This window comes from Sporomusa sp. (genome assembly GCF_035561255.1).
Lineage (GTDB): Bacteria > Bacillota > Negativicutes > Sporomusales > Sporomusaceae > Sporomusa.
On the sequence record NZ_DATMXX010000073.1, the window covers coordinates 1 to 16099 of the forward strand.

Consider the following 16099-nt stretch of genomic DNA (forward strand, 5'->3'; position numbering starts at 1 on the left):
ATTCAAAATATTATATATGAGGTGATTAGGTGAACTGGCTGATTATTATTACCGGGGTAGTATTTGGTCTCGGGGCGGTACTTTTGGTGAAGTTCGGTAATCCGGGCAATTATGGCTTCTGTGCTGCTTGTCAATTGCGGGATATTGCTGGTGCGCTGGGAATTCACAGCACGCCTACCCTGCAGTATGCACGGCCTGAGATTCTGGGCTTTGTGCTTGGTGCTTTCGGTTTGTCCCGTGCTAGTGGTGAGTTTAGGTCACGCGGCGGTTCCCAGCCGGTTGTGCGCTTTGTATTGGGGATGGCGATGATGCTTGGTGCCTTGGTATTTTTAGGCTGCCCCCTGCGGGCCATCCTCCGGGTGGCTGGCGGAGACCTTAACGGGATCACAGCGTTGGCCGGCTTTATTGCCGGTATTGGGGCCGGTGTCATGTTCTTAAAACGCGGCTTCAATCTGGGACGGGCCCATACCTATACGGGTGGTATTCAGGGGAGCGGTTATCTGGCCGCCGCCGCCGCACTTGTGTTGTTGATTGGCGTAAGCATGGGGTCCGGATTTTTGAACTTTAGCGCCAAAGGGCCGGGTTCTATGCATGCCCCGATCATCATCAGCTTAATTGCCGGTCTGGCAGCCGGTGCCCTGGCCTGGCGCACCCGTATGTGTCTCAGTGGTGGTTTTCGTGACTTTATGCTGGCCGGTGATACCTCATTGCTTAAAATCTATGGGGTTATGTTTATTGCCGCGCTGGCAGGCAACCTCTATTTCGGCTTCTTTAAATTAGGTTTTGAGAATCAGCCGCTGGCTCATACCATGCATATCTGGAATTTTCTTGGTTTGTTCCTGACCGGTCTGGCCGCGACCCTGGCTGGCGGCTGTCCGCTTCGGCAGCTCATAATGTCCGGCGAAGGCAGCACTGATGCTATGGTTTGCGTACTCGGCATGTTGGCCGGCGCCGGTGTGGCACACAATCTTAATGCAGCCGGCTCAGCAGCCGGTGTCGGCATTAACGGGCAGATTGCCGTAGTTGCCGGCATTGCCGTTGTCGCTGGCATTGGTTGTCTATTCAGGGAAAAACTTGTGCCGGTTGGTAAAGGAGTTTGATAAGCTATGGCGAATGTTCTTGATGTACGGGGTCTAAGCTGTCCAATACCGCTTATTAAAACACAAGCCGCGCTGGCTATTGCCGATATTGTCAGTGTTTTGGTTGATGAACCGCCAGCGAAAGAGAATATTATTAGATATGCTAAGTCTCAAAACTTCCGGGTAGAATGTTCTGAGGCAGGCGGCGAATATACTATTAACATATCCAAATAGCGGTAAACGACTATGCCGGTTTTTACGAAAGGGTTAGTATATGCTCAGTTGTATAATTACATTTCCTTCAGTCTATCACGCATTCCGGGCCAAAAAGATTTTGAAAGAGCACGGCATTACCGCTGAATTGATACCGGTGCCGCGTGAATTAAGTGCTTCCTGTGAGGGGTTGGCTGCCCAGGTTGCCGAGCAAGAGGTTGACAAGGCAGTTGAGGTACTGGGGGCCAAGGGAATTGCCATGTTGCAAAAGGGTGTCAAGCTGATTCAAGCCTATTGAGCTTAGACACCTATATCAGATTTAATTTGCGAAGAGTCTGTAACAGCAGGCTCTTATTTTTTTCTTTAATTGCGACAGGAAATAGGGAACAGATGTAGAAAATAATCATGTTTAACCCTACTTAACATTGGGAGGAAGCTATGAATAAAATTTTTGACCGTCTGAACCCGGCTCAGCAGGAAGCAGTCGCCCATACCAACGGGCCGCTGCTGATTATGGCAGGCGCCGGTTCAGGAAAAACCAAGGTATTGACCAGCCGGATTGCCAACCTGCTCGCGCAGGGGGTGGCACCTTATAATATTCTCGCTATTACGTTCACGAATAAAGCGGCTGCTGAGATGAAAGAACGGGTGACTGGCATTGTCGGCCTGGCTGCCCGCGATATTTGGCTGAGCACATTTCATGCCTTTTGTGCTAAATTTTTGCGGATGGAGATTGAGAATCTGGGCGGGTATAATCGCAACTTTGTTATCTACGACGCCAGCGACTCCCAGACCCTTGTCAAGAACTGCATCAAGGAACTCAATCTGGACGACAAACAGTTTACGCCCAATGGTGTTCAATCTACTATCTCCAATGCCAAAAATGCGCTGCTGGATGTGCGGGAATTTACCTCCCAGGCCGATAATTTCTATAACCTCAAAGTAGCTGAGGTGTACAAGCTATATCAGAGTAAGTTAAAAGTACATAACGCGTTGGATTTTGATGATCTTTTAATGCTGTCGGTTGAATTACTGGAATATAATTCCATGGTTCGGGAAAAATATCAGGATAAGTTTCACTATATCCTCATCGACGAATACCAGGATACTAACCGTGCCCAGTATCTGCTGGCCCGGACTCTGGCGGCAAAATACCGGAACCTGTGCGTGGTGGGAGATGTTGACCAGAGCATTTATGCCTGGCGGGGCGCAGATATACAAAATATCCTGGACTTTGAAACAGATTATCCGGATGCCAAGGTAATCAAACTGGAACAAAACTACCGCTCAACGCAAACGATTCTGGATGCAGCCAACGCGGTGATCGAACATAACTGCAACCGTAAGGCAAAGTCATTGTGGACCGATAACCAGGCCGGCGATACAATAACACACTACCTGGCCATGGATGAGCGGGATGAGGCCCGGTATATCGCCGACAATATTATTAAGCTCAATACGGTATATCGCACACCCTATAAAGATATTGCGATCCTGTACCGTACTAACGCGCAGTCGCGGGTTATCGAGGAAGGGTTGCGTAATGGCGCGATACCCTATACGATGGTCGGCGGGCTCCGGTTCTACGACCGTAAAGAAATAAAAGATATTATGGCCTATATTAAGCTGGTATTCAACCCGGCTGACGCCATCAGCCTGCTCCGCATTATCAATGTGCCGCGCCGGGGGATTGGTGACACTACGATTGGGCGTCTGGCCGACTATGCGGCCAAAAACAATGTGCCGCTATTTGATGCGGTTTCAAATCCGGATTTGGTGCCAGGCCTGACCGCGCGGGCCAAAAACCAACTGGAATCGTTAGCCGCGCTTATTTTCAACCTAATGGCCTGTCAGCATACCCTGGCTGTTGCTGACCTTGTGGAGAAAGTTATGCGCGATTCAGGCTATCTGGCTGAGCTTGAAGCAGACGATGATCCCCAGTCAGAGACCAGGATTGAAAACCTGAAAGAACTTAAGAGCGATGCTAAAAAATTTGCTGAAAACGAAGCAGACAACACGCTGGAAAACTTCCTAAGCCATGTGGCTCTATTGACAGATACTGATAAGTCTGAAGAAAGCGATGACCGGGTTACGGTTATGACCCTGCATTCAGCCAAGGGTTTGGAGTTTCCCACGGTATTTCTGGCTGGCATGGAGGAAGGGATCTTCCCCCATGTCCGCACCCTTATGGACGAGCGGGAGGTGGAGGAAGAACGCCGGCTGTGTTATGTCGGGATCACCCGGGCCGAGCGCAAGCTATTTATTTCAAATGCCAGACAACGCATGATCTACGGTAATTCAGTTTGTTACTCGCCATCGCGTTTCCTGGATGAGATTCCACCCGAACTCATTGAACGCTATGCACCTAAACGCCCCAGCTATTTAGCTCCTGTACAAAGCCGGCCGGTTAGCGCAGCTATAGCGCCTAAGACCATGCCTAAACCGGAGTTGGTCTTGCTTAAAGATCCGGTTCTTTCTCCAGCCCAGTCTGCCAATGTCGATTGGAAGCCTGGCGAAAAGGTTTATCACGCTAAGTGGGGCACAGGTACGATTGTTGCTGTTACCGGCAGCGGCAGCAACCTGCAGCTTAGTATCGCTTTTCCCAATGAAGGCATAAAAAAACTGCTGGCCCAAATGGCGCCAATCAGCAGGGTCTAATATACTCTTTTCGGGGGTTACAGATGTGAATACAAGTATACCGGCCAGTTTAGCTGCCGCAGCACAAGCGATTGATGACCTAAAAAAGACCATTCATTATCATAGCCACCGCTATTATGTACTCGATAATCCTGAACTTAGTGATTCTGAATATGACCAATTGCTCAGACGGCTTATTGATGTTGAAACAGCCTACCCTTCGCTCATTACGCCTGATTCACCCAGTCAGCGTGTGGGCGGGGTTCCGGCTGACGGGTTTGAGCGGGTGGCCCATCTAACGCCGATGTTTAGTTTGGGTAATGCTTTTTCCGCCGGCGAGCTTAGCAGTTTTGATGCCCGGGTTAGAAGCGGTCTTGACATTGCGGAGGTAGAATATGTTGTAGAACTCAAGATTGACGGCTTGGCAATGAATCTGGTTTATGAAAACGGCAGGCTTACCCGGGGGGCCACCCGGGGTGATGGTACCTATGGTGAAGATGTGACAACAAATATTCGTACCATCAGGTCGGTACCACTGGTTTTGCAGGACGAGGGCGGGATTCCGCCGCTATTAGAGGTGCGCGGCGAGGTGTATCTGCCCAGGCGCGAATTTGACCGGCTCAACGCCCTGCGGGAGAAGGCTGGAGAAGCGTTAATGGCTAATCCCCGGAATGCGGCCGCCGGATCTATCCGCCAGCTTGATCCTAAGATCACGGCTGAACGGGCCCTTGATATCTTTATGCACGGCTTAGGGACAGAGGAGGGGCTTGGTGTAGACACCCACTCTGCCATGCTGGAGAAGCTGCAGCTGCTGGGTTTTAAAATAAATCCTCATTACCGCCTATTTAATAATATTGACGATGTTGCCGCTTATTGTGAAAGCTGGGCCGAAAAGCGGGTTGACTTGCCCTATGACATTGATGGCCTGGTGGTTAAGGTCAACAATCTGGCCAGCCAGCGTGCCCTGGGCTCGACCGCCAAAGACCCGCGCTGGGCGATTGCGTATAAGTTTCCGGCAGAGCAGGGCACTACGGTTGTTGAGGATATCTTTGTACGTGTTGGACGAACCGGTGCACTGACCCCCACTGCCATACTGCGGCCGGTACGGCTGGCAGGCAGCACTGTCAGCCGGGCTACGCTTCACAATGCAGATTTTATTGAAGAAAAAGACATTCGCATTGGTGACACCGTGATTGTGCATAAAGCCGGAGAGATTATCCCTGAGGTAATATCAGTTATAACTAATCGCCGTACAGGCAGTGAGGTGCCCTTTATTATGCCGGCAACCTGCCCGGAATGCGACAAGCCGATTGTCCGTGAGCCAGGTGAGGTAGCCCATAAATGTGTAAATCCCCACTGCCCGGCACTGCTCCGGGAGGGGCTGATCCACTTTGTTTCCCGTGATGCCATGAATATTGACGGTTTGGGACCGGCTGTCATTGCCAGCCTGCTGGAAGCCGGGCTGGTACAGGATGCTGCTGATCTATATAGCCTAAAACCGGAGGTGTTGGTCGCCCTTGATCGCATGGGCGAAAAATCGGCCAATAACCTGGTCGCGGCTATTGCGGCCAGTAAAGAAGCAGGCCTGGCCCGTGCCCTGTTTGCCCTTGGCATACGGTATGTTGGGGCTAAAGCCTCGACTATTCTGGCCCAGCGGTATGGCGACATCGACAAGCTTGCTGAGGCAGGCATTGAAGAGCTGATGACAATTGATGAGATTGGCCCTAAGATTGCTGAAAGTGCAGCCAGTTATTTTGCCGATCCCGATAATCTGGCGTACATTGAGAAACTCAAAGCCACCGGCATCAAGCTGACAGAAGAGCGTAAAGCCGCCGTAAGTCAGGAGCTGGCAGGTAAAACCTTTGTTTTGACAGGGACACTGTCAATGGCCCGCAAAGAAGCTGAAGCGCTTATTAGCGCCTGTGGCGGCAAGGTGTCATCTGCTGTTAGCAAAAAGACCAGCTATGTTGTCGCCGGTACCGAGGCCGGCAGCAAGCTTGATAAAGCCAATGAACTTGGGATCACTGTCCTGGATGAAGAACAGTTCCGGGCGCTGGTGCAAAAGCCGCAAGCATGATATAATATCTGTTATTGAAAATATTGGCACATTTGCCTTGAGGAAGGTGATTTTTATGAAAATAGACCGTCAAGCGGTGGAAAATGTAGCCCTCTTGTCCCGGCTGGAGATGACACCTGAGGAACTGGACGCGTATGCTGTACAGCTTAACGCTATCTTAGAATACGCCGATATTTTAAATAAGCTTGATACCAAGGGTGTCGAACCGACTGCCCACGTTTTGCCACTCAGAAATGTCATGCGGCCTGACGTAGTTAAGCCTTCACTGTCGCAGGAACTGGCCTTGTCAAATGCACCAGAGGCTGAGGATGGCTACTTTAAGGTTCCAAAGATTATGGAAGGGTAAGGATTGGAGGTCACGAAGTGGAATTATTTAAACTAACTGCTCATGCTCTGCACGATATGCTGGCCAAAAAAGAAATATCGGCTGTTGAACTGGCCAAAAACATTTTTACCAGAACTGACAATGTTGAAACTAAAATACGCTCCTACATAACTGAGACCAGGGAGCAGGCTCTTGTTCAGGCTGCCGCCGTTGACGCTAAAATCGGGCGGGGCGAGGCTATTGCGCCACTGGCCGGCATACCTGGTGCACTCAAAGATAATATCTGCACCAACGGGATTAAGACTACCTGTGCTTCTAAGATTCTTGCTAACTTTGTGCCGCCTTATGATGCCACGGTTGTAGACAAGCTGGCGGTGCAGGATGCTGTTGTGACAGGTAAAGCAAACTGCGACGAATTTGCCATGGGTGGTTCCACCGAAAACTCGGGCTTTTTTGTATCCCACAACCCCTGGGACACTGACCGGGTTCCCGGCGGTTCCAGTGGCGGATCGGCTTCGGCGGTGGCAGCCGGGGAAGCTATTTGGGCTCTCGGCTCTGACACCGGCGGTTCCATCCGTCAACCGGCTGCTTATTGCGGTAATGTCGGTCTTAAACCAACCTATGGCCGGGTATCCCGTTATGGACTGGTGGCTTATGCCTCGTCGCTGGATCAAATCGGTCCCATTACCAGGGATGTCACCGACTGTGCCCTTGTGCTTAATGCAATTGCCGGCCATGACGCAAAAGATTCTACTTCGATTAACATTGACGTGCCGGACTATACCCGGGCACTTGTAAACAATGTTAAAGGTCTCAAGATTGGTTTACCGAAAGAATATTTTGGCACCGGTATTCAGCCGGAAGTCGCAGCTACCATTAAAAAGGCAGTGGATCAGCTGATTGCTATGGGCGCTGAGGTCAGGGAAGTTTCCCTGCCGCACACCGAGTATGCCCTGCCTGCCTATTACCTGCTTGCCCCGGCTGAGGCCAGCTCCAATCTGGCCCGCTATGACGGCGTAGGCTTCGGACATCGGGCAGTTGGCAGTGATATTATTGATATGTATAAGAAAACCCGGAGCGAGGGCTTTGGCCCTGAGGTTAAGCGCCGGATTATGCTTGGCACATATGCCCTAAGCTCCGGCTATTATGATGCCTATTACCTAAAAGCCCTGCAGGTCCGCACCCTGGTCAAACAAGACTTTGACCAGGCCTTTGCTGAGGTCGATGTGCTTGTTACACCAACCGCGCCGACTACCGCCTTTAAGATTGGCGAGCTCAGTGATCCACTGGCGATGTACCTCCAGGATATTTTCACGATCCCGGTCAATCTGGCCGGTCTGCCAGGGATATCAATCCCTTGTGGCTTTGTTCACGGCCTGCCTGTTGGCATGCAGATCATCGGCAAACCGTTGGCCGAAGCCACCATTATCCAGGCGGCTTACGCCTTCGAACAGGCTAATGATTACCATACGCGTTTTGCGCCGCTGGGGGAGGTTTAACGCCATGAAATATGAAACAGTTATTGGACTTGAGGTCCATTCAGAGCTTAAAACCGAATCTAAAATATTCTGCGGGTGCAGCACCCGATTCGGTGCTGACCAGAACACCAATGTGTGTCCGGTATGCTTAGGTCTGCCAGGAGTACTGCCGGTTATTAATGAAAAAGTTGTGGAGTTTGCTGTCCGGGCTGGCCTGGCGTTTAACTGCCAGATCCTCCCTTTCAGTAAATTTGACCGTAAAAACTACTATTATCCTGACCTGCCCAAGAACTATCAGACCTCACAGTATGATCTGCCGATTGCTGTCAACGGGTACCTGGATATTGAGGTGAATGGTGAGACCAAACGCATCGGCATTACCCGTGTTCATATGGAAGAAGACGCCGGCAAGTTAGTCCATTCAGGTACAATCAGCAATAGTGAGTACGCCTTGGTTGACTATAACCGTACCGGTGTACCACTGATCGAGATTGTATCCGAACCGGATCTGCGTTCACCGGAAGAAGCCAAAGCGTATCTGGAGAAAATCAAGGCGATCCTGCAATACATTGATGTGTCGGATTGCAAGATGGAAGAAGGCAGCCTGCGTTGTGATGCCAACGTCTCACTCCGGCCGGCCGGCACAGAGCCCTTTGGTACTAAGGCTGAACTAAAGAATCTTAACTCGTTCCGTTCGGTCCAGCGCGGTCTTGAATACGAGGTAGAACGTCAGACCGAGTTGCTGGACGAAGGTGGCCGCGTCATTCAGGAGACGCGTTCCTGGGACGAAAATAAAGGGATTACACTATCGATGCGCAACAAAGAACAGGCACATGATTACCGCTATTTCCCCGAGCCTGAACTTGTTCCCATCGTTGTTGACCCGGCCAGGGTAGAAAATATCCGGGCCAGCCTGCCTGAATTGCCTGATGCCCGTAAAGCCAGGCTGATGGCTGATTATGGTTTGTCTGCCTATGATGCCGAGACCATTACGGTCAGCCGCGCCATGGCTGACTATTATGACGCCACTGTTAAGGCCGGAGCTGATGCTAAGGCTGCAGCCAACTGGCTGATGGGTGATGTATCCAAGCATCTTAATGCAGCCGGTAAACCGGTAGAGGATTGTCTGGTTGCTCCAGTACAGCTGGCTGGTTTGATTGCTCTGATTACTAAAGGTACTATCTCCGGCAAGATTGCCAAAACGGTATTTGAGGGCATGTGGGACAGCGGCAAAGATGCAGAAACCATTGTAAAAGAACAAGGCCTTGTCCAAATCAGCGACGAAGGGGCAATTGTTGCCATCGTTGACGGGGTGATTGCTGCCAATCCGCAATCTGTGACTGACTTTAAAGCAGGTAAAGAAAAAGCAATTGGTTTCCTGGTCGGCCAGGTCATGAAACAAAGCAAAGGCCGCGCTAATCCGGAGCTTGTAAACAAGCTGTTGAAAGACCGGTTGTCTTTACTGTAATATAAGCATAAATTGCCAGACAGGGCGCGGTTTTCCGCGTCCTTTTTTTGCATGAAAGACTATCTGACCGCGCATAATGGTATTGATACGCCGAAAAATGAGGTCATTATCATGGTAAAAGCTACCTGGGGCTTACAGGCTGTCTTAGCGATCCATATTTTGCGCCTGGCAGTCGGCATACTTATTGTACGGCTGGTATATCCGCTTTTTTTCACTGCGAGCCCCCTGGTCATCGAACTGACGGACCGCCTGATTGTATTAACATTAGTGCTGTGGAAAATCCGTGATACGAGGGGAGACCTGGGGGCGCTGGGCCTTTCGTTACACAACCTGGGGCAAAATATCCTGAAAGGCCTGGCCGGTGGCCTGGCATTGTTATTTATCAGCCTCTATAGTGAACGTCTGTACACTACCATGCTGTTGGTTTCACCGACCCAGCACCCGATAGTAGCCCAGGTACAGGCAGCTTTATCCTGGCAGCAGCTTATTATTCCCCTGTTTCTGGCAGGGGTTGCTGCACCGGTTACGGAAGAAATCCTCTATCGCCTCTTTACCTTTTTGCCGTTGAAAGACAGGTGGGGGCTGTGGGGTGGTGCCTTATTCAGCGCCGCAATTTTTGCCCTGTTTCATTTCAACGCCTACTGGCTTGTAGAGATGATTATTGTTGGCATTGGCTTTGCCTTACTGTATTTTTGGACCGGGTCCTTAATAACCTCGATTGCGGCACATTCTGTCATCAATACCAGTAAAATAGTTATGATGTACCTGGGTGTGTCACTCATTTAGCAGGATTTTTCTGACAGGCAGTAGAAATTCCATTTATGTGGTAAAATTTGCATAGATGGAGTGATGAATGATGAGTAATGAGCAAGAAACCAGCTGTCTTAAGCCTGATGTAAACTGTCCATGCCCTAAAACCGAATGTGACAACTTTTCACAGTGCTGCAAATGTGTGTCACTTCACCGGGCCAGTGATAGTCCGACATCCTGTATGGCCGCACTTATTAGCAAGTAACTATAAAAGCGGGTCTGCAGGAAAGTGCTTAGGTAGATGAAAACAAAGGGAGGACTTTTTTTCATGACCATAAGTCAGGAATTGCCGGTTGAAAAACTCCGCTTTAACTGTGATGACAGCGTGTTTAACTTTGCTACAACAGAAACAGTGTCACCGCTTGAGGTCATGATTGGTCAGGAACGGGCTGTGAAGGCTGTTGAATTTGGCCTGTTTACCAAAAATCCTGGCTATAATATCTTCATCTCCGGTTTAGTCGGCACTGGTAAGATTACGTATGCCGAAGCTGCGGTTAAGAAAGTGGCCAGCCAGCAGGATCTCCCTTATGACTGGTGTTATGTAAATAATCTGGAAATCCCCGGACAACCGATTGCCTTGGCGCTGCCGTCCGGTATGGGCAATGTTTTTAAACAAGACATGCAGGAGCTTGTTGACAGCCTGAAAACCGATATCCCTAAGGTATTTAGCAGTGAAGACTATGAACAGGCAAAAGCCGGTTTGCTGAAGCAGTATCAACAACAGCGCTCAGTGATGGTGGAAGAGTTCACACAATATGCTGAATCGCAGGGAATTTCCCCGCAATGGAGTTCAACCGGTTTTGTCGGGTTACCGATGGTAGATGGTAAGGCGTTGGCGCCGGAAGACTTTCAAAAACTTGAGAAAGAACAGCGGGATGCGATTGAGAAGAATTTATTTGCTGTTCATGAAAAAGGGATGGAGGTTGTTCGCCGTATTCAGCTGCTGGAGCGGGGGATTCGCGAAGAGCTAAAACAGCTTGATATTAAAATTGGACTGTTTGCAGCCGGACACCTGATTGATGAGCTTAAAGAAAAGTATGACGGACATAAAACCGTTGTCGACTATCTGGAAGCGATCAAGCAGGATGTATCTAAAAATATCAATGAGTTTAAGCCCCAGCCTGAAGAAGATAACAACCCTTTGGCATTATTTAAGCGACCTGCCCCGGATGCAAAAGATAAATATAATGTCAATCTGCTGGTAGAGCACCGGGAGCCTCAGGGTGCGCCTGTGGTCGTTGAGATTAATCCTACCTATTACAACTTAGTGGGCAGGGCTGAGTATGAAACCCGGATGGGCGTTGTCAGCACCGACTACACCATGATTAAACCCGGGGCGTTGCATAAAGCCAATGGTGGCTACCTAATCTTAAATGCCCGCGATGTGCTGACAAATGTCGGTGCCTGGGAAGCTTTAAAACGGGTACTCAAAACCAAAAAGCTGCAAATTGAGAATCTGGGTGAACAATATGGCGTGTTGGCCATGGCTTCACTAAAGCCGGAACCGATACCCATTAATGTTAAGGTTGTATTAATTGGTAATCCCTACATCTATCAGATGTTATACAACTATGATGAGGATTTCCGGAAGTTGTTTAAAGCCCATGCCGATTTTGATGTGATCATGGAGAATAATCCTGTCAATATTCAAAAACTGGCAGGTTTTATCAGCTCAACAGTTAACCGGGAAAAACTCAAGCATTTTGACCGGGCTGCGGTGGCCCGGGTTGTTGAATACAGTTCACGTCTGACTGGGTCACAGAACAAGCTGACAACCCGCTTTAATGATGTTGTCGAGATATTGTGTGAAGCCGATGTCTGGGCTACCATGGATAACAGCCAGATTGTTACCGCCGGGCATATTCGAAAAGCGATTGAAGAAAAACGCTATCGGGCCAATAAATATGAAGAACGCCTGCAGGAAATGTTTGCTGAAGGCCATCTGTTAATTGATACAGCGGGTGAGAAGATAGGGCAGGTCAACGGTTTGGCAGTACTGTCAGTTGGTGAGTACATGTTTGGTAAACCGTCCCGCATTACCGCCAACACCTATCTTGGGAAAAGCGGCATAATCAATATTGAGCGTGAGACCAAGACCAGCGGTACAAGCCATACGAAGGGCGTTCTCATCCTTAGCGGCTATCTGGGGCAAAAATACGCTCAGAAGCACCCGTTGACGCTGACTGCCAGTCTGACCTTCGAACAATTATATGATGGCGTTGACGGCGACAGTGCCTCAAGCACTGAGTTATATGCTATCCTATCAAGTGTCGCAGACTTGTCGATTAAACAATATATCGCCGTTACCGGCTCTGTAAATCAGAAAGGCGAGATTCAGCCGATTGGCGGCGCGACCGAAAAAATCGAAGGCTTTTTCTCAGTCTGTAAGCTGAAAGGTCTGACAGGCAAACAAGGCGTGATGATTCCACACCAGAATGTCAGCAACCTGGCGCTAAATGACGAGGTTATCGAGGCTGTGCGTCAGGGACAGTTCCACATCTACCCAGTTGCGAGCATTGATCAGGGGATTGAGATCCTGACAGGCGTTCCTGCCGGTGAGGCAAGCCCGGACGGCACATATCCCCCAGGCACCGTAAACGCCCTTGTCAGCCAAAAACTCAGAGAATATACTGACACCCTGATTAAGCTGGCTAAGTCTTCCGACGATAAAGAAAACACGTCTTCCGCCGAGCAGTAACGAAAGCGAAAGCCGCTGTTGCCATTTATCCAGCATTAAGCACAGAGGGCGGAAATCTCCGCCCTCTATTAATATATTTGAAGAAAAGGTGACATTTTGTGGTAAATAAGGTTTCAACAGTTCCTGTTGCAAGAGGACAAAGCTATACTATTGAGATTACCGGACTGGGCCATAGCGGTGAGGGAGTGGGCCGTTATCAGGACTTCACTGTTTTTGTGCCGCATGCCTTACCAGGGGAAACAGTAGCGGCAGTGATTACTACCGTAAAGAAAACCTATGCTGTTGGCCGGCTGGTAACTGTTCGCACCCCGTCACCTCACCGGATTACGCCGGAATGTGTTGTATATAATCAATGTGGCGGCTGTCAGCTGCAGCATGTAAACTATGAGGAACAATTACAGAGCAAGCGGCAGCAGTTGGTTGATGCTGTTACCCGCATTGGAAAACTGCCTGAGGTTGTCGTTCATCCGGTACTCGGTGCTGACTCGCCCTGGTATTACCGCAATAAGATGCAGTTTCCGGTAGGCCAGAAAAATGGCAAACTTGTGCTGGGTTGCTATGCGCAAGGCAGCCATGATATTGTCGATATCGATAATTGTCTGATCCAGCATCAGGCGAATAATGATATCGCCCGGGAAGTAAGGTCGGTGATTAGTAAACTTGGCATTGAGCCCTATGATGAACATACCGGTCAGGGGATTATTCGTCATGTCCTGGGACGGGTAGGCACGGCAACCGGCGAGGTTATGGTTGTACTGGTAACGGCGACTGACCGCCTGCCGCAGCATGAAGAACTTATTGAACGGCTGAAAAGCAGCATAACAGGGCTTGTCAGTATTGTTCAAAACGTTAATTCCAGGCGCACTAATATCATAATGGGTAATAAAACAGTTACTCTGTGGGGGCGTGACACAATTACCGATAAACTGGGCGAGTTCAGTTTCGCCATCTCTGCCAGGTCATTTTTTCAGGTAAACACGGCCCAGGCCGAGGTGCTTTATCAGCAAGCCGTCCGGTACGCCGGTTTGTCAGGAACTGAAACAGTCATTGACGCCTACTGCGGCACCGGTACCATTACCCTGTTTCTGGCCCGCCAAGCCGCCCAGGTATATGGCATTGAGATTGTCGAACCGGCCATCATTGACGCCCGCAAAAATGCCATCAACAACAATGTAGCCAATGTTGAGTTTATTGTTGGTGATACCATCGACATTATGCCACGCCTGTTCAAACAGGGCATCAGGCCAGATGTCATTGTCGTCGATCCACCCCGTGCCGGCTGTGAGCAGCAGGTACTGGAGACATTTGTGCGCATGGAACCTAAACGCATTGTCTATGTATCCTGCAACCCGGCCTCACTGGCCCGCGATTTAGCTATATTGGACGGATTAGGTTATGTGGTTCAGGAGATTCAGCCTGTTGATATGTTTCCGATGACGTTTCATGTTGAGTCAGTTGCGATGATAGAGCCGAAGTAGCCTGATTTCAAAGGACTTGAAGGTTTTTGGAATTTTTAATATGTGTGTTTTATGTTCGCATGGACGCAGTAAACAGGGCGAACGTATGTTGGGGGTGCACCCCTTACACGAAATTCGAGAAGATAAGAATATCTTGCGATAGGTATGTAAGTGAAGGGACTAAAATTTACCGCTTAAGATTAATTGCAGAGAACCGTATCATTGGTGATAGCAAAAAAAAGTGGAACTCTTGACAAATTTTATCAATTTGGCAGGAGTTCTTGTCTTTTATAAGAATAAACCTAGTAAATGAGTATTTCAAGTTAAGACATGATGACAGGAATTTGTTTTTTAAACTTATGCTAGGGGGGAATTTCATGAATTTTTTGTAGTTGATTTCACCACCGCGATGTGCTACCCTCATAAAGCGTTTACGTTGTATTGTTTTAGGTACAGACAATTGGAACGATTATGAATACTATAGTTATTTCATATAAGGTATTATAATAATGCTGGTGAAAAGTTTGTTAAAAAACTAGCACTCGCTAGAACCGTCTCTATCAGTCTTAAAAATTAGTCGTGCAACGGTTAATCGTTAGCATAAAGAAGGTAAGCCATACCACAAAATTTGTGATGGAATTCGATTTATTGCGTTAGAAGTGCTGGAATGGATTAAGGTTAATAAATCAAAATGATAACGAACAATAACACTTATTGTAGTTGATGCAGGATGTGATTAGAGGCGTGCGCCCATTTTTGAAATGGCCAGGTGGAAAAAGATGGTTAATTACAAATTTTAAACACATTTTCCCACAAAAATATAACAATTATTTTGAACCGTTTCTTGGAGGCGGATCTGCTTTTTTCTATTTAGCACCACAACATGGGATGATATCTGATATAAATGTAGAACTGATAAACGTCTACCGTGTTATGGCAAGAAATCCAGTGCAATTGCGCGAACGACTTGAAGCACATCAAGAACAGCATTCTACAGAATACTATTATGATGTCAGAGAACACATTCCCGCTGATCAAGTCGAGAGAGCTGCTCGGTTTCTTTATTTAAATAGAACGTGCTTCAATGGGATGTATCGTGTAAATCAGTTAGGAAAGTTTAACGTTCCCATTGGGACTAAACAAAATTTTACCGATGACGTTTATCGTTTTGAGGAGTATTCACAAATATTGCAAAATACTTATATAAGAGCACAGGATTTTGTTAATACAATACGCCTAGCTAATGAAGGTGATCTTATTTTTGCTGATCCACCTTACACGATAGCTCATAATCAAAACTCATTTATTAAATACAATGAAAAGCTATTTTCTTGGAAAGATCAAAAAAGATTATTAAGCGCTCTCGTCAAAGCAAGATCTCGCGGAGCGATAATAATTGCAACAAATGCAAATTACCCCGCACTACAACACATGTATGAAGAGAATAATTTTTACACGCAGCCCGTCAGTAGATTTAGTTCCATCTCAGGGGTAAATGAAGGACGAGGGAAGCAAGAAGAATTGCTTGTAGCTTCATTTCAAATAAATTAATACGTAGGATTTAAATGATCTTACTCTCAACATTGGTTGATCATTCGATGTAGGAGAGCCCATTTTTTCGTTAAGGCCATTCTATTTAATTAGTTGCAAGAATATTTCAATTCTGATAAGGATTTATGAGGAGCGCATTTATGGTTCGTATTGCACTGATTAGTGATATCCATTTTGGAAGGTTCTCGCGTACTGATGAGTTTTCTGTGCCGGGAGAAAGGATAAAAGATGAAAATCAAGGTGCAAAATCCCTAAAAGAAAGCCTGATAGCTGTTCTTAAAGAAAAAAATGTACAATATATTTTCG

At 48.1% G+C, this 16099-nt stretch carries 12 protein-coding genes; all 12 read left to right on the forward strand.

Annotation, left to right across the window (positions count from 1 at the left end; all coding sequences use genetic code 11):
- The first annotated feature begins 29 nt into the window (after window positions 1-29).
- Window positions 30-1100, forward strand: a complete 1071-nt coding sequence (gene yedE / locus VN379_RS04520; RefSeq protein WP_325531235.1) for a YedE family putative selenium transporter — start codon at window positions 30-32, stop codon at window positions 1098-1100.
- A 6-nt stretch (window positions 1101-1106) separates the two neighbouring features.
- Window positions 1107-1313, forward strand: a complete 207-nt coding sequence (locus VN379_RS04525; RefSeq protein WP_325531236.1) for a sulfurtransferase TusA family protein — start codon at window positions 1107-1109, stop codon at window positions 1311-1313.
- Window positions 1314-1353: 40 nt separating this feature from the next.
- Window positions 1354-1590, forward strand: a complete 237-nt coding sequence (locus tag VN379_RS04530) for a DUF3343 domain-containing protein (protein WP_325531239.1) — start codon at window positions 1354-1356, stop codon at window positions 1588-1590.
- A 140-nt stretch (window positions 1591-1730) separates the two neighbouring features.
- Window positions 1731-3950 (forward strand): DNA helicase PcrA, encoded by a 2220-nt coding sequence (pcrA, locus tag VN379_RS04535; RefSeq protein WP_325531241.1) that lies wholly within the window; start codon window positions 1731-1733, stop codon window positions 3948-3950.
- A gap of 25 nt (window positions 3951-3975) precedes the next feature.
- Entirely contained in the window at window positions 3976-6006 is a 2031-nt protein-coding gene (gene ligA / locus VN379_RS04540) for an NAD-dependent DNA ligase LigA (protein ID WP_325531243.1), read from the forward strand.
- Window positions 6007-6061: 55 nt separating this feature from the next.
- Window positions 6062-6352: an Asp-tRNA(Asn)/Glu-tRNA(Gln) amidotransferase subunit GatC gene (gatC, locus tag VN379_RS04545; RefSeq protein ID WP_325531245.1), complete on the forward strand. Its 291-nt coding sequence runs from the start codon at window positions 6062-6064 to the stop codon at window positions 6350-6352.
- A gap of 17 nt (window positions 6353-6369) precedes the next feature.
- On the forward strand, window positions 6370-7830 hold the full coding sequence (gene gatA / locus VN379_RS04550; RefSeq protein ID WP_325531247.1) for an Asp-tRNA(Asn)/Glu-tRNA(Gln) amidotransferase subunit GatA: 1461 nt from the start codon (window positions 6370-6372) through the stop codon (window positions 7828-7830).
- Window positions 7831-7834: 4 nt separating this feature from the next.
- The gene (gene gatB / locus VN379_RS04555; protein WP_325531249.1) at window positions 7835-9277 is read left to right on the forward strand and encodes an Asp-tRNA(Asn)/Glu-tRNA(Gln) amidotransferase subunit GatB; all 1443 of its coding nucleotides are present in this window, start codon (window positions 7835-7837) and stop codon (window positions 9275-9277) included.
- Between the two features lie 111 nt (window positions 9278-9388).
- Complete coding sequence (locus tag VN379_RS04560; protein ID WP_325531251.1) at window positions 9389-10063, forward strand: type II CAAX endopeptidase family protein; 675 nt, start codon at window positions 9389-9391, stop codon at window positions 10061-10063.
- A 292-nt stretch (window positions 10064-10355) separates the two neighbouring features.
- Window positions 10356-12785, forward strand: a complete 2430-nt coding sequence (locus VN379_RS04565) for an ATP-binding protein (protein WP_325531253.1) — start codon at window positions 10356-10358, stop codon at window positions 12783-12785.
- 98 nt (window positions 12786-12883) lie between these two features.
- A complete protein-coding gene (gene rlmD, locus VN379_RS04570) occupies window positions 12884-14263 on the forward strand; it encodes a 23S rRNA (uracil(1939)-C(5))-methyltransferase RlmD (protein ID WP_325531255.1) in 1380 nt (459 codons plus the stop codon).
- A gap of 723 nt (window positions 14264-14986) precedes the next feature.
- Window positions 14987-15793: a Dam family site-specific DNA-(adenine-N6)-methyltransferase gene (locus tag VN379_RS04575; protein ID WP_325531257.1), complete on the forward strand. Its 807-nt coding sequence runs from the start codon at window positions 14987-14989 to the stop codon at window positions 15791-15793.
- Window positions 15794-16099: the final 306 nt, after the last annotated feature.

Bases quoted from the DNA above. Each gene is read 5' to 3' on its own strand.
- pcrA (WP_325531241.1), top strand. From the start codon at position 1,731: ATGAATAAAATTTTTGACCGTCTGAACCCGGCTCAGCAGGAAGCAGTC.
- gatB (WP_325531249.1), top strand. From the start codon at position 7,835: ATGAAATATGAAACAGTTATTGGACTTGAGGTCCATTCAGAGCTTAAA.
- VN379_RS04525 (WP_325531236.1), top strand. From the start codon at position 1,107: ATGGCGAATGTTCTTGATGTACGGGGTCTAAGCTGTCCAATACCGCTT.
- VN379_RS04530 (WP_325531239.1), top strand. From the start codon at position 1,354: ATGCTCAGTTGTATAATTACATTTCCTTCAGTCTATCACGCATTCCGG.
- VN379_RS04560 (WP_325531251.1), top strand. From the start codon at position 9,389: ATGGTAAAAGCTACCTGGGGCTTACAGGCTGTCTTAGCGATCCATATT.
- gatC (WP_325531245.1), top strand. From the start codon at position 6,062: ATGAAAATAGACCGTCAAGCGGTGGAAAATGTAGCCCTCTTGTCCCGG.
- VN379_RS04565 (WP_325531253.1), top strand. From the start codon at position 10,356: ATGACCATAAGTCAGGAATTGCCGGTTGAAAAACTCCGCTTTAACTGT.